This window comes from Nocardioides kongjuensis (assembly GCF_013409625.1).
In the GTDB taxonomy this organism is placed as follows: Bacteria; Actinomycetota; Actinomycetes; order Propionibacteriales; family Nocardioidaceae; genus Nocardioides; species Nocardioides kongjuensis.
On record NZ_JACCBF010000001.1, the window covers coordinates 4,063,296 to 4,082,202 of the forward strand.

Sequence of the window (18,907 nt, forward strand, 5' to 3'; positions counted from 1 at the left end):
GCGACGGGCAGGCTGGAGCCGTGCTGACGATCGGACAGCTGGCGTCGTACGCCGGGGTGACCATCCGGACGGTGCGCCACTACCACCAGGTCGGGCTGTTGCCGGAGCCGGAGCGGGACCGTTCCGGCTACCGGTCCTACGACGCCGCCGCCGTGGTGCGCCTGATCCGGATCCGCACCCTCGCCGACGCCGGCGTCCCCCTGGCGCGGGTGCAGGAGCTGCTCGACGCCGACCCGGACACCTTCGGCGCCGCGGTCGAGGAGATCGACCGGCGCCTGCGGGCCGAGATCCGCGAGCTGCAGCAGCACCGCAAGCGGATCGCCCAGCTCGGATCCGGGGACACGCTGGCCGTGCCCGACGAGGTCGCGGACTACCTCGACCTGGTGCGCGCGACCGGGGCGCCCGAGGAGATGCTGGAGGCCGAGCGGGACGCGTGGATCCTGGTCGCCGCGCGCTACCCGGACCAGATCCCGGCGTTCATGGCCGACAAGCGGGCCCAGCTCGAGGACGAGCGGACCGTGCGGTTCTACCGGCTCATCGGCCAGCTGCTGCGCAGCGACGGGACCGACGACGAGACGCTCGTGCACGAGATGGCCGACCTGCTGGTCGAGCTGTTCGAGGAGGCGGCCGCTGCCGGGCAGCTCGAGCAGCAGGACGGCATGATGGACGACTCCGCCTTCGTGCAGCTGCTCGACTCGATGGCCGAGGGACATCCCATGGTCACCCGGCTGCGCGAGCTCCTCGCAGAGCGCGGCTGGGCCGGCTGGACCCGCATCGAGCGGGCCTGAGGCCGCCCTCGGTAGCCTCGTCCGCATGGACATCCAGCGACTCGTCGAGGCGCTCGCGCCACTGTTGCGCGACCCCGTCGCCGAGGGCGACTTCGCCTACGGAATGGCCGACCTGCCGGCGGCCGGCACCGACGTGATGGTCAACGTGGACCCCGAGACCGAGGACCGCGACGACGTCGAGGTCGACGCCCTCGTCGAGCGGGTGCGTGCGTTCCTGGCGCTGACCCCCGAGCAGTGGGCTGCAGTGGTGGACCGGGTCGTCGCGGAGATCGAGGACGCCGTCGGCGACCAGCCGGTCGCCGAGCGCACGCCGCTGCGCGACGACCTCGCACTGACCTCGTCGGTCGTCTTCGTCGACGCGGTGCTGCTCTCGTTCGAGGCGCCGCTGCAGCTGCCCGACGCGGTCGTCCGGGTCCAGCTCGACGCCGACCACCGCTTCGAGGACCTCGAGGTCGAGATCGAGGGCGTCGAGCCCGTCTCCTTCGAGGGCCTCGACGACCTGCTCGACCACCTCAGCGAGGAGCCCGGCCCGAGCGCTCCTTGATGTCGGCGAACATGGCCTGCAGGTCGGGAGAGATCTGCGCCAGCTCGACGTACGACGCCCCTGCGGCCGAGGTGTCGAGGTAGGCGAACCGCATCAGCCCGCCCGCCATGGTGCCGGCCTGGACGACGCTGAACCCGTCGCGCTCGGCCCGCGCCAGCGCGTCGTCCATCGAGGGCACCTCGCAGCACACGTGGTGCAGCCCCGGCCCGCGCTCGGCGAGGAACTCGGTGTAGATCGAGTCCCCGGTCACCGGGCGGATCAGCTCGAGCTGCAGGTCGCCGGCGTAGCTGAGCGAGATGTCGGCGATGAAGTCGGCCGGCTCCCCGCGCAGGGTGCACGCGTCGGGGCCGAAGTGGACCCCCGGCATCCGGGTCCACCCGACCGCGCCGAGGCTCGCCCCCAGCGCCTGCTCGGTGGCGTCGAGGTCGTCGGTGACCCAGGCCAGCTGGGTCACCGGGCCGTACCCGGCACTCGGCGACGTCATGGGCGCTCCTCTCGGTCGCGCCCACAGTAGGGCCTCAGCCGGCGGCCGGCCGGGTGGCGATGCCGTCGAGCCACAGGGTGTCGGACTCGTCGCGGTGGCTGCCCGTGGAGCCGACGTGTCGCGAGCTGATGGTCGCGCCGTTCCTCAGGACGTGGACCAGTGCCATCGCGTGGCCGCGGCCGAGGTCGTAGTCCTCCTTCAGCCAGGCGATGACGTCGTTCGCCTTGACCGCGGGGCCGGCGAACCCGCGCTCCTGGGCGCGCTCGATGAGCTGACGCGGGGTCTGCCCGGTCTTCTTCTCGATGTTGTCGAGGTAGGCCTGGAAGGACATGGTGGTTCCTCTCGTGGTGCTGGTCGGTCGCCCGTACGTCGAGCGACGGTCCCGGACTTCGACATCGGGTCGCGATCGAGCTCCGGCGATGAGTCTGCGCCGTCGTACCGGTCGGTCCCTGCATGGCGAGCCTCGACGACGTGCGCCCCCTGGCCGACGAGCTGGAGCGGTCCTACCCGGTCTACGTCCGCAACCGGCTGAAGTTCCGCGTCGGCCAGATCGTGTACGCCGCCTTCTCCCGCGACGAGACCGTGATGGGCTTCGCGCTCCCGAAGGAGGAGCGCGACGCGCTCGTCGCGGGCGAGCCCGACAAGTTCCGCCTGCCGGCGGACTCGGACCTGCGGTTCAACTGGGTGCACGCCGAGCTGGCCGCCCTGGACCCGGCCGAGGCGCGCGAGCTGGTCGTCGACGCGTGGCGGATGGTCGTGCCGCAGAAGCTGTCGCGGGCCTACGACCTCACGCACCCCGAGGGCCCGGGCGACGGTCGATGAGCGCCGCCAGGCCGTCGAGGGTGCGCGCCAGCCCGAACCTCCAGGCCCGGTCGGCGTCCCACGCGCTCCCCTGCGCCTCACCGGCAGCGGCACCGATGCGGACCGCCCGCGGGTAGGTCTCCGGATCGAACGCGCGCGCCAGGATCGGCTGGTTGGCCGCCCACCACTCGGCGTCGCTGATCGCGCTGTCGGTCGTCGCGCGGGCTGCGTCGTGGGCGGCGCGGCAGTGCGACTGGACGAAGCCGAGCAGGTAGCTGAGCGCCGCGTCGGTGTCGACGTCGCCGAGCCCGGTGCCGTCGTAGGCCGCCAGCTCGTGCTCGTACTTCGCCATCACGCCCGGCCCCAGCGGCGGTCGGCTCAGCGCCGCGACCTCGGTCAGCCAGGGATGGGCGCGCAGGAGGTCGCGGTTGGACTCGGCGACCCGGGTCAGCCGGGCCCGCCACGAGCGCGCGCGCCAGGCGGGGCGCGCCATCGCGAGGTAGACCGCGTCGACCATCAGGTCGAGCAGCTCGGGCTTCCCGGGGACGTAGGTGTAGACCGACATCGCCGAGATGCCGACCTTCTCGGCCACGGCGCGCGTGGTGACCGCGGCCAGGCCCCCCTCGTCGGCGAGCGCGAGGGCGGCCGCGACGAGCTGCTCGGCGCTCACCGAGCGGCCGGGGCCCTTGCGCCGCGGCCCGGCCGACGGGTCTCCCCACAGCAGCGCCAGGGTGCGGCTCGGCTCACCGGCTCCGGTGCTCGTCCCGCTCACGGGAACAGTCTCGCACACTCGTACGTTGTACACTGTACAACGTATAGAGAACCACCCGAGGAGAACCATGGACATCACCGCCACCGCCGTCTCCCTCAACGTCGCCGACGTCGAGGCGTCCGCCGACTGGGCCCGGCGCCACCTCGGTTTCACCGAGGCGATGGCCGCCGACGGGTTCTGCTCGCTCGAGCACCCCCAGTCCGCGATGAACCTGATCTACCTGCGCACCGGGCTGTCGAGCTTCAAGCCGGCCTCCGCCGCGGGGCACGCCGACGGCGTGCTCGTCGTGTTCACCGTCGAGGACGTCGACGGCGAGTACGCCCGGCTGCGGGCCGCCGGGGTCGAGGTCGTGACCCCGATCGAGACCGAGCCCTGGGGCGAGCGCTACTTCCAGATGGCCGACCCGAACGGGGTGGTCTACCAGCTCGTGCAGTGGGTCGAGCCCACCGCCGCTCAGCCGACGACGCCGTAGAGGAGGCGCAGGACGCCTTCGGTCAGGTCGGCCAGCAGCTGCTCGACCTCGGCCTCGTCGGCGGAGGCGACGACACGCATCCGTGCATCGCGCAGGTCGAACACCATCTGCGCCAGCGCCGGTGCGTCGACCCCTCCGGGCGCGACGCCCTCGGCGCGGTCCCGCAGGACCTTCGCCGCGAGCCCGTCCACGAACCTGGCGCGCGCCCGGTCGGCCCACTCCAGCAGCGGCTGGTAGTCGAGGCTGGGGCCGGTCGTGCACGACAGGATCGAGGCGTGCTCGCGCCACACCTCGGCGACGAGGCGGTGGTGCTCCCGCAGGGCCGCACGGTCGGCGCCGGTCGTGTCCAGCCAGCCGTAGCTGTCGCCGAAGCGGTCCCACAGACCGTCCAGCAGGTCCGCCACGACGGCCTGCTTGGTCGGGAAGTAGAAGTAGAACGCGGTCCGGGAGACGCCGGCCGCCTTGGCGATCGCGTCCACGGTGAGCTCGTTGACCGACTTCGTCGCGAGCAGCCGTCGCGTCGCATCGACGATCGCCGCCTCGCGCTGGTCGCCCTTGCTGGGGCCGCCTCGACGACGGACCGGTCCGGCCGTGGTCGCGTCGGTGCTCATGACCCCGAGGATACGTCAGGTCGACAGGATGTCGAACGTGATTGACGGCACGTCACGCATTCTCGACAGTGCGTCAATTCCATGTCACCTTGGTTCCATGACCAGCACCCTCGACACGTCGGCGTCCGTCGGCGGGCAGCCCTCGGCAGCCGCCCCCACGACGTACTCCCGACTCGTCCTGCCCGCCATGGCGGCCAACGTCTTCCTCCTCGCCGTCATCCAGACCGTCGTCGTGCCGGCGCTGCCGCTCATCGGCCAGCAGCTGCACACCTCCGCCACCACGGTCGGCTGGCTGGCGACGGCCACGATGCTCACCGCGTCCGCCACGACGCCCCTGTTCGGTCGCCTCGGCGACGTGTTCGGCAGCCGGCGCGTCATCCTGGTCGCGCTCACCTTGACCCTCGCGGGTTCGGTGCTGGCGGCGACGACGCACAGCATCGGGCTCCTCATCGCGGCGCGCGTGCTGCAGGGTGCCTCGTTCGGCCTGTTCCCACTGGCCATCAGCGTGCTGCGCCAGGAGCTGCCGCTGCACAAGCTGCACCACGGGATGTCCATCGCCGCGACCGCCCTGGGGGTCGGCTCCGGCTTCGCGCTCGTCGCGACCGGGGTCCTGACGAACCACGACGGTGACTACCGCCGCATCTTCTGGCTCACGGTCGTGCTCTCGGTCGCGATGCTGGCCCTGTCGGCCAGGGCGCTGCCGAAGCACCCCGGCCGCGGAGGCAGGGTCGACTACCTCGGTGCCGGCGTCCTGGGCGCGGGACTGGTCTCGCTCCTGCTCCCCATCTCGCAGGGTCACGAGTGGGGCTGGACCTCGGCGCGCACCATCGGCCTGCTGGTCGCCGCGGCCGTGATCCTGGCCGGGTTCGCCGTGCTGCAGGGCAGGGTGGCACAGCCGCTGATGTCACTGCGCCTGCTCGCCCATCGCGACGTCGCGTTCACCAACGCCGCCTCCCTGTTCGTCGGCTACGGCATGTTCTCGGTCTTCCTCGGCGCCACGTTCTTCGTGCAGGCCCCGTCGGCACTGACCGGCTACGGCTTCGACGCCTCCGTGCTCCGCACCTCGGTCGAGTTCATGCTGCCGGGGACGCTGCTGGCCATCCCGCTCGGCCCGCTCGCGGGACGGTTCGTCGGGTCGCACGGCCCGCGCAAGGTGCTCATCGGTGCCACCGCGCTGGGCATCGTGTCGATGGCAGCGCTGGCCCTGTTCCACGCCCACGCGGCGGAGTTCATCGTCGCCGTGGTCGCGGTCAACGCCGCCATCTCCATCGCGTACGCCGCCATGCCGGCCCTGCTGAACCAGCACGTCGCTCCCCAGGACACGGGCATCGCCAACTCGGTCAACGCGGTGATGCGAACCGTCGGCGGTGCCATCGGTTCAGCCATCGTCGTCACCATCCTCGCGTCCTCCGCCCAGGCACACGCGACACCCGTCGGCACCGTCTCGATCCCCACCGAGGCGGCGTACGACACGGTGTTCGTCCTCGGCGCGGTCGCGTTCGTGCTGGCCGCGCTGTCGGCGGCGTACGGCGTCCGCAAGCACCACGTGGCTCACTGAGGCCGGTGCGGGGACGTGCCGGGTCAGCCCCCGTAGGCGTCGTCGTAGCCCTCGAGCGGGCTGCTGGGGTTGCTCTCGACGTGGAATCCGCGGTCCTGGAGGTCTTCGAAGGCGTCGGTCGCGAAGTCGTCGCCGATCGCGACGACGGCGATCCACTCGTCGCCGTCCCTCTTGATGGCCCACGTGACACCCGTGCCGTCGCCGGACTCCCAGCCGTCACCGAGGCCGAGCAAGGGACCCGCCGGGTCCTCGGCCACGATGAACGCCTCGACCCGGTCCTTGCCGGACTCCGGGTCGTCGTCGCACGCGGCGTACTCGGTCACCTCCATCTCGTGCAGGCTCGCCCTGCCGCCCTTCTCGACCGGGCGGCCCTCGGGGCAGATCGGCTCGAGCAGGCCGGCCAGGTCGCGGTCACTCGCGGGGCGGCCGAGCGCGACCACGACCGTCATCACCACCACGGCCGTGAGCAGGATGGCACCGACGATCGACCAGGTCCGACGTGTCATGCACCAGTACTGCCACCGGGCTCCGACCCGAAACCATCCGCGCGTACGTCACCCGTCCCGCCGCCCTCCCGGTCCACCCGGGCCGGGACGGCCGGACGCCAGCGCGCCCGGAAGGCCACGCTGACCGCGCCCAGCTGGGAGGTGACGCCGAGCTTGGCGAGGATCGACTTCACCTGAGTGCGCACGGTCGCCTCGGAGACGACGTGCACCGCCGCGATCTCGCTCACGGTGTCGCCGTGGACGAGGTGGGCCAGCACCTCCCGCTCACGCTGGGTCAGGGCATCGAGCCGGGCCCGGCAGTCGCGGACCTCGTTGCGCTGCTGGTGGTAGAGAGCGACCAGGCGGTGGCACTCGTCTCGCGCGAGCACCTCGCGTCCCGCGCCGATGGCGCGGATCGCGGCGAGCAGGTCGGTGAGGGAGACCGACTTCGAGAGCACGGCGTACGCGCCGAGGAAGAGCCAGCCACCCCACCGGGCCCGGTCGATCTCCGCGGTCAGGACCACGACGCTCACCCCACAGCGGCTCAGCGTGCGGATGAGCGCCGACGCGCCGTCGTGGTCGAGGTCGGGGTCGACCAGGAGGACCCGGGGACAGGTACGGGCCACGGCCTCGACCAGACGTGTTGCCGAGGTCGACGACTCGGGCGGCGAGAGCCGCTGCACCTCGTGCCCTGCGCTCGTCAGGGCCACCTGCAGCGCCTCGGCGAACATCTCGTGCCGGGCGAGCACCGTGATCTTGCACGGAGCGGGAACCATCCGGACCACCTCCAGGAGTCAGCCAAGCGGTGGGCTCCGATCCGGAGCCCTCTCCTCAACTCGTCAACTCTCAGCGGCACGGACCCGGCTCCGCCTCTTGCCTGGCCTGGATGCACCCGACGGTGCACCCGGCCGGCTTCACCACTACCGGATCACCGCCCACGGTACGTCGAGCGGTCGGGTCGCGCAGGGCATTCCACGCACGGCCTGCGGGAACTGACCGATCGGCGCCCACCCACGCCACCCGTCGGCGTCAGGGCCGCCGGGACCGAAGGCCCGTCCGACCGGACGACGGTCCCGGCGCGCACCCGTCGGGTCGCGGAGCGGCTAGCGGTCGAACTCCGCCACCACGCAGAGCTCGGCATCCTCCTGCTCGATCCAGATCCGCCGCGCACCGGTGCCGAGGAGCGCCTCCTCGACGGCGCTGAGGACCGAGTCCAAGGTCGTGACAGGCAGTCGCATGGGCACACTCAGCACGCGTTGCGGGTCCATCGGTCGGCCACCTTCCCCATGTTGCCGGTTCCCAAGAGCTGGACAGTGCAGTCCGGTCGACCCCCCACCATCGAGCATCGTGCGGTTGGGGTGACCGGTCAAGTGAAACCTGTTCTCGGGTTCGTGGAGCGCGGTTCCGCGAGCGTCAGTGCGCCATGTCGACGAACCGGCTGTAGTGGCCCTGGAAGGCCACCACGATGTCGCGGGTCGCGCCGTTGCGGTGCTTGGCGACGATCAGGTCGGCCTCGCCGGGGCGGGTCGACTCCTTCTCGTAGACGTCGTCGCGGTGGAGCAGGACGACCATGTCGGCGTCCTGCTCGATCGAGCCCGACTCACGCAGGTCGCTGACGGCGGGGCGCTTGTCGGCGCGCTGCTCGGGGCCACGGTTGAGCTGGGAGAGCGCGATCACCGGGATCTCGAGCTCCTTGGCGAGCAGCTTGATCTGGCGGGAGAACTCGGAGACCTCGAGCTGGCGGGACTCGACCTTCTTGCCGGAGCTCATCAGCTGGAGGTAGTCGATGACCATCAGCTTGAGGTCGTGCTTCTGCTTGAGCCGGCGGGCCTTCGCACGGATCTCGGTCATCGTCATGTTGGGGGAGTCGTCGATGAACATCGGCGCGGCGGAGACCTTGGCGACGTGGCGGGCCAGGCGGTCCCACTCCTCGGTGCCCATCTTGCCGTTGCGGATGTGGTTGAGCGGGATCCGCGCCTCGGCCGAGAGCAGGCGCATCACGATCTCGCCGCGCGTCATCTCGAGGCTGAAGAAGCAGGCCGTGAGGTTGTTGTGGATGGCGGCCGCACGGCAGAAGTCGAGCGCCAGCGTGGACTTGCCCATGGCGGGACGGGCCGCGACGACGATCATCTGGCCGGCGTGGAAGCCGTTGGTGAGCTCGTCGAAGTCGGCGAAGCCGGTCGGCACGCCGTAGATGCCGGCCTCGCGGTTCTCCATCGCCTCGATCTCGTCGAGGACGCCGTCCATGATGTCGGACAGCGGTGCGTAGTCCTCCGACTTGTTGCGGTCGGTGACCTTGTAGATCTCGGACTGGGCCTCGTTGACGATGCCCTCGACCTCGCCCTCGCCCGCGTAGCTGATCTGGACGATCTTGGTGCCGGCGTTGACCAGGCGGCGCAGGATCGCCTTCTCGTAGACGATCTCGGCGTAGAAGCCGGCGTTGGCGGCGATCGGCACGTTGGCGGCGAGGGTGTGCAGGTACGGCGCGCCGCCGATCTTCTGCAGCTGGCCACGCCGCTGCAGCTCACCGGCGACGGTCACCATGTCGGCCGGCTCGCCGCGGCTGTAGAGGTCGAGGATCGCCTCGTGGATCTCCTCGTGGGCCGGCCGGTAGTAGTCGACCCCGCGGATGACCTCGACGACGTCGGCGATGGCGTCCTTGGAGATCAACATCGCGCCGAGCACGGACTGCTCGGCCGCCATGTCCTGCGGAGGCGTGCGGCCGCCCGTCGGGGCCTCCCCGGGCTGGTACGGCGCGGGGCCGTCGCCGTACTCCTCCGGCGGCTCGGCGGTCCAGGCCGGGGGGTCGTCCGTGAGGCTCACGGTCCTGGCCCCCTTCCTGGTGATCGCGCCTGGGCTGGTCTGGGCTGGCTGGGCTGGTCCGGGCTGGTCGGGTCGTCCGGTTCCCAGCGTGCCGACCGGGTCCGACACAATCGTCGGGCGGTGGTCCGCGAGGACCACCGGTGCGGCAACCTACGGGGCCGACCGGGGACACCGAAAGTGGCCTGTCCACAAGGGTTGGGGATAACTCGGGGTGGGTCGTGGAGGACACGCGGACGCGGTGTGCACGGGGTGGGGAGGAAGCTGTGGAGAAGGTGCGGCACGGAGGACCCAGCTGGGCTCTGACCTGCGCAAACTCCCTCCACGGACTGTGGAGGACAAAAACCTCGGGTGTGATCCCGTTCACCTTCTGGCCACCGGCTGGTCGGACCGGGTCCGCCGCGGTGCCGCCCGCGACTACCACGCCGGGACCCGGGTTTCCACAGCGGGACCCCACTTATCCACCGGCCGGTGAGGGCGGTCACGACGCCGCCGACGGCGCCGCCCGCGAAGCGGCCGCGAGCGGCGTGCGGTGAGCAGCCCCCGCGCCCTCGACCGCGAGATCGCCCGGCTCGCGTTCCCGGCCTTCCTCGCCCTGGTGGCCGAGCCGCTGTTCCTGCTCGGCGACGCCGCCGTGGTCGGCCACCTCGGCACCCCGGAGCTGGCCGGCCTCGGCATCGCCGGCACCGTGGTGACGACGGTCGTGGGCCTGTCCATCTTCCTGGCCTACGGCACCACCGCCGGGGTCGCCCGCCAGATCGGCGCCGGTCACCGCGACGCCGCGCTGGCCCAGGGCCTCGACGGGCTCTGGCTGGCCGTGCTCATCGGGATCCCGGCCACCCTGGTCACCGCGCTGGCCGCCGACCCGCTCGTCGCGGTCTTCGGGGCGTCGTCGGACGTGGTCGAGCCCGCGACGACCTACCTCCGCGTCGCCGCCCTCGGCCTGACGCCGCTGCTGCTCATCCTCGCCGGCACCGGCGTGCTGCGCGGCCTGCAGGACACGCGGACGCCACTCGTCGTCGCCGTGGCCGGCAACCTCGCGAACCTCGCGCTCAACATCGCGCTCGTGTACGGCGCCGGCCCGGCCCCGCGGCTCGGCATCGCCGGCTCGGCGCTGGGGTCGGTGCTCGCCCAGGCCGCGATGGCGGTGGCGCTGGTGCTGGTCGTGGTCCGGGCGGCCCGGGCCGAGGGCGCCACGCTGCGCCCGCACCTGCCCGGCGTCCGGGCGGCGGCACGGGCCGGCGTTCCGCTCATCGTGCGGACCCTGACCCTGCGCGCCTCGCTCCTCGTGACGACGTACGCCGTGGTGCTGACCGCGAGCGGGGCCGGCAGCAGCACCGCCGTCCCGGTCGCCACCCACCAGCTGGCGATGACCCTGTGGGGCTTCCTGGCCTACGTGCTGGACGCCATCGCCATCGCCGCGCAGGCGATCACCGGGCGCTTCCTCGGCGCCGGCGACGTCGCCGCCACCCGCGCGGTGACCGGCCGGATGGTCGGGTGGGGGATCGTCAGCGGCGTGGTCACCGGGCTGCTGCTCGCCGCGACCAGTCCTTGGCTCGGCGCCCTCTTCACCACGGACGCGGGCGTGCGGGACGCCCTGGTCCCGGTGCTGCTGGTGGCTGCCCTCGACCAGCCGGCCGCCGGCGTGGTGTTCGTCCTCGACGGGGTGCTGATCGGTGCGGGCGACGGCCGCTACCTGGCCCGCGCCGGCGTGATCGTGCTCGCGGGCTACGCTCCGCTCGTGCTGCTGACGAGTGCGCTGGGCGCCGGTCTCCCCTGGCTGTGGGCCGTGTTCTGCGCCGTGTTCATGGGCGGCCGGCTGGCCACGCTGGTCCACCGCTCGCGCGGGGACGCCTGGCTGGTGGCCGGCGCGTGAAGCCGCTCTACTGGATCGCGATCGGCCTCGCCGTCGTCGTCTTCACCGCCGCCCCCGCCGACAGGTACGACGTCGCGGAGGTCCTCGGCTGCCTGCTGGTGCTGGTCGGCTACGTCCGGCTGGTCCGGGCGGCACCCGACCTGCCGCTGCGCCTGACGCTCGGCTACCTCGCGGTGCTCGCCCTGGTCGTCGCCGCCGTGCTCAGCCCGCCCGGCGCCCGCGCGTGGCTCGACGACGCCGACCCGGCCGTCGTGTGGGCGTCCTCGCTGCCGGCGCTCGGCTTCCAGGCCGCGCTGTGCCACGCCCTCGGCACCCGTGCCCGCGAGGCTGGTGCCCGCAGCGGCTGGACGTGGTTCGTCGCGGAGACGGCGATCCTGTTCTCGCTCGTCGCCAACGTGCTCTACGACGGCGCCGGCTGGCGCTGGCTGTACGGCGTCGGCACCGTCGGCCTCGCCGGCGTCCTGCTCGTGATCGTGCTCTGCGCGCTGCTCGGCTCGGCCCCGTGGGCCGGGGCCGAGCCGTCGGAGCCCGAGCCGTCGGAGGACGTCAGCCCTTGATCGCGGCCAGCACCTTCTCGGCCAGGCCCACGGACTGGTTGAGCGGGTCGCCCTCGTACTCGACGCCGTCCTCGTAGTCGAGGTCGATCTGCAGCAGCACGCTCGGGGTGCAGGCGCGCAGCTCGCCCTCGAAGTCCGGCGGGTTGCTGACCTTCCACCAGCCCTTGGTGGCGCCGGCGATGTCGTCGGCCGGGTCGACGACGCCGTCGTCGTCGCGCGGCTGGGGGCAGCCGAAGCTCCCCTTGGTGAAGTCCTCGGGGCCGGTCAGCTTGACCGTGACCTCGGCGAGCCCGGCGGCCTCGAAGGAGCAGTTGTCGCTGGACCACTCGAGGTCGCCCTCGCTGGTGCCGCCACCGCCGACCTCGGCGGTGCCGAAGGACATGCCGTACGCCTCGGCCAGGTCGTCGGCGGTGACCACGTCGCAGGCCATGGGCAGCCCGGCGGCCGCGGTGCTCGACGGCGCGGTCGGCTCCGTGGTGGGGGCGCTGGTCGTCTCGGTCGGTGTCGACGCCTCGGTCGCGCTGGAGGCGTCCGTCGGGGTGTCGGTCGCGTCGGGCTCGTCGTCGCCGCAGGCCGCGAGGACCGGGGTCAGCAGCAGGAGGGCGGCAGGCGCCAGCCGTCGTACACGCATGGGGGAAGCTCCGGGGTCGCAGGGGTGGGTGGGAGTGGCCCCAAAACTAACGGCGTGGCCGGTCCCGAGGGGACCGGCCACGCCGTTGGTGGTCGTGCGTGTCGAAGACGACCGGGTGAGGTCAGGCCGGGATGACGTTGAGGGCCACCGCGGCGGACACCTCGTCGTGCAGCTTGACCGACACCGCGTGGTTGCCCAGCGACTTGATCGGGTTGCCGAGGACGATGGTCCGCTTGTCGATCGCCTCGCCGGCGGCCTCGCCGAGCGCGGCGGCGATGTCGGCGGGGGTGACCGCACCGAACAGGCGGCCGCCCTGGCCGGCCTTGACCTTGACGTCGACGGGCGAGCCCTCGAGCTTGGCCTTCAGCTCGGCCGCGTGGGCCTCGTCGCGGACGGCACGCGCCGCGCGAGCGGACTTGATCGAGTCCGCCTGCGCCTGGGCGCCGCGGGTCCACCGGATGCCGAAGCCGCGGGGGATGAGGTAGTTGCGGCCGTAGCCGTCCTTGACCTCGACCACGTCACCGGCAGCGCCGAGGTTCTCGACCTCCTGGGTCAGGATGATCTTCATGAGTTCAGCTCTCCTTCTCTGACTCTGCTCAGCGACCGGCGGAGGTGTAGGGCAGCAGCGCGACCTCGCGGGCGTTCTTCACCGCGATCGCGACGTCCCGCTGGTGCTGGACGCAGTTGCCGGTCACCCGACGGGCGCGGATCTTGCCGCGGTCGGAGATGAACTTCTTCAGAAGGGCGGTGTCCTTGTAGTCGACACCGGTGGCCTTCTCCTTGCAGAACTGGCAAACCTTCTTCTTCGGCTTGCGGACGACTGCCTTCGCCATTGTGGTGCTCCTCCTCAGAGCCCGGCCGCGTCAGTCAGAAAGCGGCCGGAATGGTTGGTTGGTGATGCTGGTCAGAACGGGGGCTCGTCGTTGGACGAGACACCCGGCGCGGCCCACGGGTCGTTGGCCGGGGCGCCGCCCCCGTAGTTGGAACCGCCACCCTGGTTGCCGCCACCGGACGGGGCGCTGCCCCACGGGTCCTGACCCGCGGGACGGCCGCCGCCACCCTGGTTGCCGCCACCCTGGCCGCCGCCGTACCCGCCGCCACCGCCGGAGCGGCTGGCGCGGGTGACCTTCGCGGTCGCCCAGGTGAGCGACGGGCCGATCTCGTCGACCTGCAGCTCGTTGACGGTGCGCTTCTCGCCCTCGCGGGTCTCGTAGGAGCGCGACACCAGACGGCCCTGCACGACGACGCGCATGCCCTTCTGGAGGGACTCGGCGACGTTCTCCGCGACCTGGCGCCAGACCGAGCAGCGCAGGAACAGGGTGTCCCCGTCCTTCCACTCGTTGGTCTGGCGGTCGAAGGAACGCGGCGTCGAGGCCACCGTGAAGTTGGCGACAGCCGCGCCCGACGGGGTGAAGCGAAGCTCCGGGTCGTCGGTGAGGTTGCCGATGACGGTGATGACGGTGTCGCCAGCCATGGTGGTCTCCTGTGCGGTGGGTTCGAGTGGCCCGCCCGGGCTCGTCCCGGGCAACGGACCCCATGGTGTCCCGTGGTGCCGACATTGAACAGCCGACATCCACAGGACAGGGGTCCTGGCTACCTCAGACGGTGGGTCGCAGGACCTTGGTCCGCAGGACGGACTCGTTGAGGGTCAGCTGACGGTCGAGCTCGTCGACGGTCGCCGGAGCGGCGGTCAGCTTGATGATGGCGTAGATGCCCTCGGCGTTCTTCTTGATCTCGTACGCCAGGCGACGCTTGCCCCACACGTCGACGTTCTCGACCGTGCCGCCGTCGTTGCGGACGACGTTCAGGTACTTGTCGAGCGACGGCTGGACCGTCCGCTCGTCGAGGCTCGGGTCGAGGATGACCACGACTTCATAGTTGCGCAAAGCGGTCTCCACCTCCTCTGGACTCAGGCGGCCGTGGACTTTCCACGGCAGGAGGGCCTTGCTTGTCTGGCTGGTTCGGCCCAGCAGACGGTACGGCGCCAGCGGCACCGGACAGGAGAGGTTAACAGCGCTCGGGGGAGCGGGCCGAATCGCGACGGCAGGAACGACGAGCGGCCCGGCGCACCCAGCGCCGGACCGCCCACCGCGAGCTCGCCGGAGCTAGCCGAACAGCACCGGGTTCTGGATCTGGGTGCCGTCGATGACGAGCACCGCGATCGCGGCTGTCAGGCCCTCGGGCACGTCGAGGGACACCGTGGCGCACACGTCGTCCGAGCCGAGGTCCCACGACCCGTCGAGGGAGCCGAGCAGCTCACCTTGCGGGTTGTGGAGCTCGATGGTGAACGGCGTCCCGTCGGGCAGCCCGGTGACGGCGAAGTGCGCGTACAGGGTCGCCGGGAGGGTCACGCCGCTGAGCACCTGCGGGTCGTCGAGCGTGCTCGTGGTCGAGCAGTCGCTGTTGCCGTCGACGGTCCAGCCCGCGGGAGCAGCCGTCGCCTGGCCCATCGGGTCGGCCGGAGGCTCCGGGACGTCGTCGAGGTACGGCGAGACGTAGTCCGGGTCGCCGCCCTTCTCGGCGATCTCGACGATGTCCGAGCTGAGGTTGACCGGCCGGATCCGCGCGGAGCCACCGGTGAACGCCCCGCCCTCGCCGCTGTCGCCGACGGTGGACTCGGTGACGACCGCGCTGTTGATGCCGACCAGCTCGCCGTCGTCGTTGATCGAGGCGCCGCCGGAGTTGCCGGAGCCGATCCGGATGTCGCTGTCGATCCAGGCCCGGTTGCCGGGGACCGCGGCCTCCTTGAGGAAGGTGGACACGACGCCGCGGGTGACGGTCAGGGCCCGGTCGAGCCCGTCGTCGGACGCCACGTGGGCGACCGCCGGGAACCCGAGCGCGGTGAGCTCGTCGCCGGTGCGCAGGTCGTCGCTATCGCCGACCGGGACCGGAGGCGGCAGGTCGAGGTCCTTGTCGTCGATCTTCTTGCCGTCGGCGTCCGCGGTGATCTTGAGGACCGCAAGGTCGAGGACGCCGTCGGCGACGATCGCCTCGGCGGAGTACGACGGCGCCGCGGGCTTGTCGTCCTCGGCGGAGGTGAGGGCCACCAGGAGCCCGGCCGGGTCCTCCTCGCCGCCCTGCTGGCCAGGCGCGCTCGGCTTGCCGACGTGGGCGTTGGTCAGGATCAGCCCGTCCTCGCTGATGATCGTGCCGGAGCCGGTGTAGATGGGCTCGCCGCTGTCGTCGACGGCGATGATGAGCACGCTGGCGAGCTTGGCCCGGTCGAGCGCCTCGGTGCTGAGACCTGCCGCCTCGGTGGGGCCGTCCTCCCCGCCCGAGTCGTCGCCACCGAGCAGCACGGCTGCGGCGACGCCACCGCCGACCAGCACCAGGGCCGCGACGATCCCGCCGACGAGGGCGGCGGTGCGCCTGCGCTTCTTCTTGGCGATCGACTTCTGCGCGACACCCGTCGCCACGATCGGGACGACCTCGACCTCGGCACCCGCGGTGGGGTGGCCCAGCATCAGGGTCGTGGGCTCCTCGAGCTTGCGCTGGGTGACCCGGTCCTCCTCGAGGAAGGTGCCTGCGGTCGACCGGTCGACGTACCACCAGCCGTCGGGACGGCCCTCGACCACGCCGTGCAGCCGGGAGACCGACGGGTCGTCGACGACGACCTCGCTGGCCGGGTCGCGGCCGATCCGGACCACCACGCCCGGGGGGAACCGCTTCGACGCGCCGCCGACGCGCACCAGGAGCCCGGGGCCGCTGACGTAGCCGGGACCGGCCGGGCCGACGCCGGGCAGCATGGTCTGGGCCAGGCCGGCGGGCGGGAGCACCGCCGGGTCGGGCGCGGCGGGGCGGGCGGCGGTCGCGGGCGTGAGCACGACCTCCTCGCCGTTGACCCCGCCGAAGCGGACGGTCGTCGCACCGGTGAGCCGCACCTCGGTGACCCGGTTGCCGCCCAGGAACGTGCCGCCGCTCGAGCCGGTGTCGACGAGGACCCAGCCGGAGCCGTCCGAGCGCAGCTGCGCGTGCTGGCGGGAGGCGGAGGGCGCGGTGAGGACGATGTCGGAGCCGGTGTCGCGGCCGATGCTGACGACGCGCGGCTCCTCGAACGACCAGGTCCGGCCGCCCGCGGAGACATGGAGGGTGGTCACGCGAGGACGTTAGTGCCCCACCGGCCCTGTCCACGAGGATTCCGGGCGAAGAGGGGACACGCCCAGGACAAGGAGGGGACACACCGGGACAGCACTGTCCGGGCCCGTCCCTACGATGGCCGCATGAGCGAGCTGCGCATCGGAGCCCACGTCGACCAGACCGACCCGATCGCCGAGGCGGCGGCCCGCAACGCCCCGCTGGTGCAGTTCTTCCTGGGCAACCCGCAGTCCTACAAGGGCCCCGTCCTGTCGTACGACGGCGGCCCGGCCGCCCTCCGCGCGGCGGCCGAGGAGGCCGGCGTCGACCTGTACGTGCACGCGCCGTACCTGATCAACGTCGCCACCACCAACAACCGCCAGCGCATCCCGAGCCGCAAGCTGCTGCAGCAGCACATGGACGCCGCGGCCGAGCTCGGCGCCAAGGGACTGATCGTGCACGGCGGCCACGTCACCGACGAGGACGACCCCGCGAAGGGCTTCGACAACTGGCGCAAGGCGGTCGAGGCGACCGACATCAAGATCCCGCTGCTGATCGAGAACACGGCCGGCGGCACGAACGCGATGACCCGCTACCTCGAGCGGATCAAGGGGACCTGGGACGCGATCGCGTCCGCCGAGGGCGCCGACATGGTCGGCTTCTGCCTCGACACCTGCCACGCCCACGCCGGTGGCAACGCGCTGGAGACGATCGTCGACGACGTCCTCGCGATCACGGGCCGCATCGACCTGGTCCACGCCAACGACAGCCGCGACGCCTTCGACTCCGGCGCCGACCGGCACGCCAACTTCGGTGCCGGCCAGATCGACCCCGACCTGCTCGCCCAGGTGGTCCGCGACGCCGGTGCGCCGGTCGTGTGCGAGACGCCGGGCGGCGCCGAGGAGCACGTCGCCGACTTCGCGTGGCTGCGCGAGCGCCTCTGACGAACCCCTTGCACTCCGGCGGATCCGGCGTAATCTCGATTACATGATTACAACCGAGCAGCGCGACCAGATCCGCGGCTGGTTCGTGGGCCGGCTGCCGGAGGACCTGTTCGAGTCCCTGGTGGAGGTCACCGTCGACCGCGAGGAGATCACCGTCATCGGCCGCATCGCGGCCCCCAGGCTCGCCGAGGACGCCTCGGCGACCGAGCGCGAGGCCGCGGCCCAGGGCCGGATCCAGGAGTTCCGCGAGCGCACCCGCGACACCCGCATCGCCATCGCCCGCGAGGCCGAGCGCCAGTACGACCAGAAGGTCGCGTGGGGTGTCGAGTGCGACGGCACCCGGGCCCTGTTCACCCACCTGGCGGTGCCGACGATGACCCGGCTGCGCCAGCCCGAGCGTGCCGTCCTCGACACCCTCATCGCCGGCGGCGTCGCCCGCAGCCGCAGCGAGGCGCTGGCCTGGTGCGTCCGGCTCGTCCAGCAGCACGCCGACGACTGGCTGGCCGAGGTGCGCGACTCGCTCGAGCACGTCCAGCAGGTGCGCGCCCAGGGCCCGGACGCCCGGTGACCCGACCGGACCCGGCGACGCCGAGCATCTACGAGTGGGCCGGCGGGATGGACGCCCTGCGCCGTCTCACCACCGTGTTCTACGCACGGGTGCCGGGCGACCCGGTGCTCGCCCCGGTGTTCGCGGGCATGGACGCCGACCACCCCGAGCACGTCGCCGTGTGGCTGGCCGAGGTCTTCGGTGGCCCGGCCGGCTACACCGCCCACCGCGGCGGCCACCCGCACATGGCGCGCCAGCACCTCGGCCGCGCGATCACCGAGCAGCAGCGCCGGCGGTGGGTCGAGCTGCTGCTCGACGCTGCCGACGAGGCCGGGCTGCCGACCGACCCCGAGTCCCGGGCGGTGTTCGTCTACTACCTGGAGTGGGGCACCCGGATGGCGCTGGTCTACTCCGGCGAGGACCCGCCGGCCGTCGATGCCGCGGACGTCCCGCGGTGGGGGTGGGGACAGACCCCGCCCTGGCAGCCGGACCGACCCTAGGAGACGGGACCGTCCGCGAGCCAGCCGAGGTTCGTGGCCACCTGCTCGAGCGAGCCGAGGAGCGCGTCGTACTGCTCCGCCGAGAGACCCTCGACCGCCCGCTCGGCGACCGCCTGCACGGGGCCCTCCTGGAGCTCGGCGACCCGCTCGCTGCCTGCCTCGGTCAGCCGGTACTCGCCGCTGCGGTGCTCGACCAGCCCCGCCGCGACCAGGCCCTCGACGGCGGGGAGCAGCTCGACGGCGACGTCCTCGGCGACGGCACCGTGCTCGAGGCGCCCGAGCGCGTGCCACTCGCTGCGGCTCAGCCCGCGCTCGGCCAGGGCGTCCGCGACCTGGTCGTCGAGCAGGCGGTCGAGCGTGGTCAGCCAGTAGCCGAGCGGGCGGGGTGCGGTCATGGCCCGGCGGTACCCCGCTCGCCGGGGCTCACCCGGAGCCACCCGCCC

25 protein-coding genes are annotated in these 18,907 nt (G+C 72.3%); 10 read left to right on the forward strand and 15 right to left on the reverse strand.

Annotated elements, in window-relative coordinates:
• Window positions 1-20: 20 nt before the first annotated feature.
• Both BJ958_RS19550 and BJ958_RS19555 read left to right on the forward strand, forming a co-directional pair.
• Window positions 21-788, forward strand: coding sequence for a MerR family transcriptional regulator (locus BJ958_RS19550; protein ID WP_179728548.1), 768 nt, complete (start codon window positions 21-23; stop codon window positions 786-788).
• A 25-nt stretch (window positions 789-813) separates the two neighbouring features.
• On the forward strand, window positions 814-1,332 hold the full coding sequence (locus tag BJ958_RS19555; protein WP_179728549.1) for a cytochrome C5: 519 nt from the start codon (window positions 814-816) through the stop codon (window positions 1,330-1,332).
• Here BJ958_RS19555 and BJ958_RS19560 read toward each other — a convergent pair.
• Both BJ958_RS19560 and BJ958_RS19565 read right to left on the reverse strand, forming a co-directional pair.
• Window positions 1,301-1,816 (reverse strand): VOC family protein, encoded by a 516-nt coding sequence (locus BJ958_RS19560; protein ID WP_179728550.1) that lies wholly within the window; start codon window positions 1,814-1,816, stop codon window positions 1,301-1,303. The genes BJ958_RS19555 and BJ958_RS19560 overlap by 32 nt on opposite strands.
• 34 nt (window positions 1,817-1,850) lie before the next feature.
• On the reverse strand, window positions 1,851-2,147 hold the full coding sequence (locus tag BJ958_RS19565) for a DUF4287 domain-containing protein (protein ID WP_179728551.1): 297 nt from the start codon (window positions 2,145-2,147) through the stop codon (window positions 1,851-1,853).
• Between the two features lie 122 nt (window positions 2,148-2,269).
• Between BJ958_RS19565 and BJ958_RS19570 the strand changes: the two genes are divergently transcribed.
• Window positions 2,270-2,638, forward strand: a complete 369-nt coding sequence (locus BJ958_RS19570; RefSeq protein WP_179728552.1) for an MmcQ/YjbR family DNA-binding protein — start codon at window positions 2,270-2,272, stop codon at window positions 2,636-2,638.
• Here the strand turns inward: BJ958_RS19570 and BJ958_RS19575 are convergent.
• Window positions 2,604-3,389, reverse strand: a complete 786-nt coding sequence (locus tag BJ958_RS19575) for a TetR/AcrR family transcriptional regulator C-terminal domain-containing protein (RefSeq protein WP_179728553.1) — start codon at window positions 3,387-3,389, stop codon at window positions 2,604-2,606. The genes BJ958_RS19570 and BJ958_RS19575 overlap by 35 nt on opposite strands.
• A 67-nt stretch (window positions 3,390-3,456) precedes the next feature.
• Here BJ958_RS19575 and BJ958_RS19580 point away from each other — a divergent pair, with 67 nt between their 5' ends.
• On the forward strand, window positions 3,457-3,861 hold the full coding sequence (locus tag BJ958_RS19580; protein WP_179728554.1) for a VOC family protein: 405 nt from the start codon (window positions 3,457-3,459) through the stop codon (window positions 3,859-3,861).
• Here the strand turns inward: BJ958_RS19580 and BJ958_RS19585 are convergent.
• Window positions 3,843-4,472, reverse strand: a complete 630-nt coding sequence (locus tag BJ958_RS19585) for a TetR/AcrR family transcriptional regulator (protein ID WP_179728555.1) — start codon at window positions 4,470-4,472, stop codon at window positions 3,843-3,845. The two genes, BJ958_RS19580 and BJ958_RS19585, sit on opposite strands and share 19 nt — an antisense overlap.
• 97 nt (window positions 4,473-4,569) lie before the next feature.
• Here BJ958_RS19585 and BJ958_RS19590 point away from each other — a divergent pair, with 97 nt between their 5' ends.
• Complete coding sequence (locus tag BJ958_RS19590; RefSeq protein ID WP_179728556.1) at window positions 4,570-6,030, forward strand: MFS transporter; 1,461 nt, start codon at window positions 4,570-4,572, stop codon at window positions 6,028-6,030.
• Window positions 6,031-6,053: 23 nt separating this feature from the next.
• Here BJ958_RS19590 and BJ958_RS19595 read toward each other — a convergent pair whose 3' ends face one another.
• The 4 genes from BJ958_RS19595 to dnaB form a co-directional block, all read right to left on the reverse strand.
• A complete protein-coding gene (locus BJ958_RS19595) occupies window positions 6,054-6,536 on the reverse strand; it encodes a hypothetical protein (RefSeq protein ID WP_179728557.1) in 483 nt (160 codons plus the stop codon).
• Window positions 6,533-7,291: a LuxR C-terminal-related transcriptional regulator gene (locus BJ958_RS19600; protein ID WP_179728558.1), complete on the reverse strand. Its 759-nt coding sequence runs from the start codon at window positions 7,289-7,291 to the stop codon at window positions 6,533-6,535. The genes BJ958_RS19595 and BJ958_RS19600 overlap by 4 nt, the downstream gene beginning before the upstream one ends.
• 327 nt (window positions 7,292-7,618) lie before the next feature.
• On the reverse strand, window positions 7,619-7,753 hold the full coding sequence (locus tag BJ958_RS28730; protein ID WP_281367194.1) for a hypothetical protein: 135 nt from the start codon (window positions 7,751-7,753) through the stop codon (window positions 7,619-7,621).
• A gap of 175 nt (window positions 7,754-7,928) precedes the next feature.
• Window positions 7,929-9,218 (reverse strand): replicative DNA helicase, encoded by a 1,290-nt coding sequence (dnaB, locus tag BJ958_RS19605; protein ID WP_179730280.1) that lies wholly within the window; start codon window positions 9,216-9,218, stop codon window positions 7,929-7,931.
• 649 nt (window positions 9,219-9,867) lie between these two features.
• On the opposite strand from dnaB, the gene BJ958_RS19610 reads away from it, so the two are divergent.
• Window positions 9,868-11,211: an MATE family efflux transporter gene (locus BJ958_RS19610; RefSeq protein WP_179728559.1), complete on the forward strand. Its 1,344-nt coding sequence runs from the start codon at window positions 9,868-9,870 to the stop codon at window positions 11,209-11,211.
• The gene (locus BJ958_RS19615) at window positions 11,208-11,768 is read left to right on the forward strand and encodes a hypothetical protein (protein ID WP_179728560.1); all 561 of its coding nucleotides are present in this window, start codon (window positions 11,208-11,210) and stop codon (window positions 11,766-11,768) included. Before BJ958_RS19610 ends, BJ958_RS19615 begins: the two co-directional genes overlap by 4 nt.
• On the opposite strand, the gene BJ958_RS19620 is transcribed toward BJ958_RS19615, so the two are convergent.
• From BJ958_RS19620 to BJ958_RS19645, 6 genes are all read right to left on the reverse strand, one after another.
• Window positions 11,758-12,399, reverse strand: a complete 642-nt coding sequence (locus tag BJ958_RS19620; RefSeq protein ID WP_179728561.1) for a DUF3558 domain-containing protein — start codon at window positions 12,397-12,399, stop codon at window positions 11,758-11,760. The two genes, BJ958_RS19615 and BJ958_RS19620, sit on opposite strands and share 11 nt — an antisense overlap.
• A 121-nt stretch (window positions 12,400-12,520) precedes the next feature.
• Complete coding sequence (rplI, locus tag BJ958_RS19625) at window positions 12,521-12,967, reverse strand: 50S ribosomal protein L9 (RefSeq protein ID WP_179728562.1); 447 nt, start codon at window positions 12,965-12,967, stop codon at window positions 12,521-12,523.
• Between the two features lie 28 nt (window positions 12,968-12,995).
• Window positions 12,996-13,232, reverse strand: a complete 237-nt coding sequence (gene rpsR, locus BJ958_RS19630) for a 30S ribosomal protein S18 (RefSeq protein ID WP_141796553.1) — start codon at window positions 13,230-13,232, stop codon at window positions 12,996-12,998.
• 71 nt (window positions 13,233-13,303) lie between these two features.
• The gene (locus BJ958_RS19635; RefSeq protein WP_179728563.1) at window positions 13,304-13,873 is read right to left on the reverse strand and encodes a single-stranded DNA-binding protein; all 570 of its coding nucleotides are present in this window, start codon (window positions 13,871-13,873) and stop codon (window positions 13,304-13,306) included.
• A 124-nt stretch (window positions 13,874-13,997) separates the two neighbouring features.
• A complete protein-coding gene (gene rpsF, locus BJ958_RS19640; RefSeq protein WP_179728564.1) occupies window positions 13,998-14,285 on the reverse strand; it encodes a 30S ribosomal protein S6 in 288 nt (95 codons plus the stop codon).
• A 219-nt stretch (window positions 14,286-14,504) separates the two neighbouring features.
• Complete coding sequence (locus BJ958_RS19645) at window positions 14,505-16,496, reverse strand: FHA domain-containing protein (RefSeq protein ID WP_179728565.1); 1,992 nt, start codon at window positions 16,494-16,496, stop codon at window positions 14,505-14,507.
• Between the two features lie 123 nt (window positions 16,497-16,619).
• Here BJ958_RS19645 and BJ958_RS19650 point away from each other — a divergent pair, with 123 nt between their 5' ends.
• From BJ958_RS19650 to BJ958_RS19660, 3 genes are read left to right on the forward strand one after another with little or no spacing between them, the layout of a single operon-like run.
• Window positions 16,620-17,417 carry a deoxyribonuclease IV gene (locus tag BJ958_RS19650; RefSeq protein WP_179728566.1) on the forward strand — a complete coding sequence of 266 codons (798 nt, stop codon included), beginning with the start codon at window positions 16,620-16,622 and terminating at the stop codon, window positions 17,415-17,417.
• Window positions 17,418-17,460: 43 nt separating this feature from the next.
• Window positions 17,461-17,985, forward strand: a complete 525-nt coding sequence (locus BJ958_RS19655) for a hypothetical protein (RefSeq protein ID WP_179728567.1) — start codon at window positions 17,461-17,463, stop codon at window positions 17,983-17,985.
• Window positions 17,982-18,464, forward strand: a complete 483-nt coding sequence (locus BJ958_RS19660; protein WP_343052744.1) for a group II truncated hemoglobin — start codon at window positions 17,982-17,984, stop codon at window positions 18,462-18,464. Before BJ958_RS19655 ends, BJ958_RS19660 begins: the two co-directional genes overlap by 4 nt.
• Here BJ958_RS19660 and BJ958_RS19665 read toward each other — a convergent pair.
• A complete protein-coding gene (locus BJ958_RS19665; protein ID WP_179728568.1) occupies window positions 18,461-18,859 on the reverse strand; it encodes a MarR family winged helix-turn-helix transcriptional regulator in 399 nt (132 codons plus the stop codon). The genes BJ958_RS19660 and BJ958_RS19665 overlap by 4 nt on opposite strands.
• Window positions 18,860-18,907 lie beyond the last annotated feature (48 nt).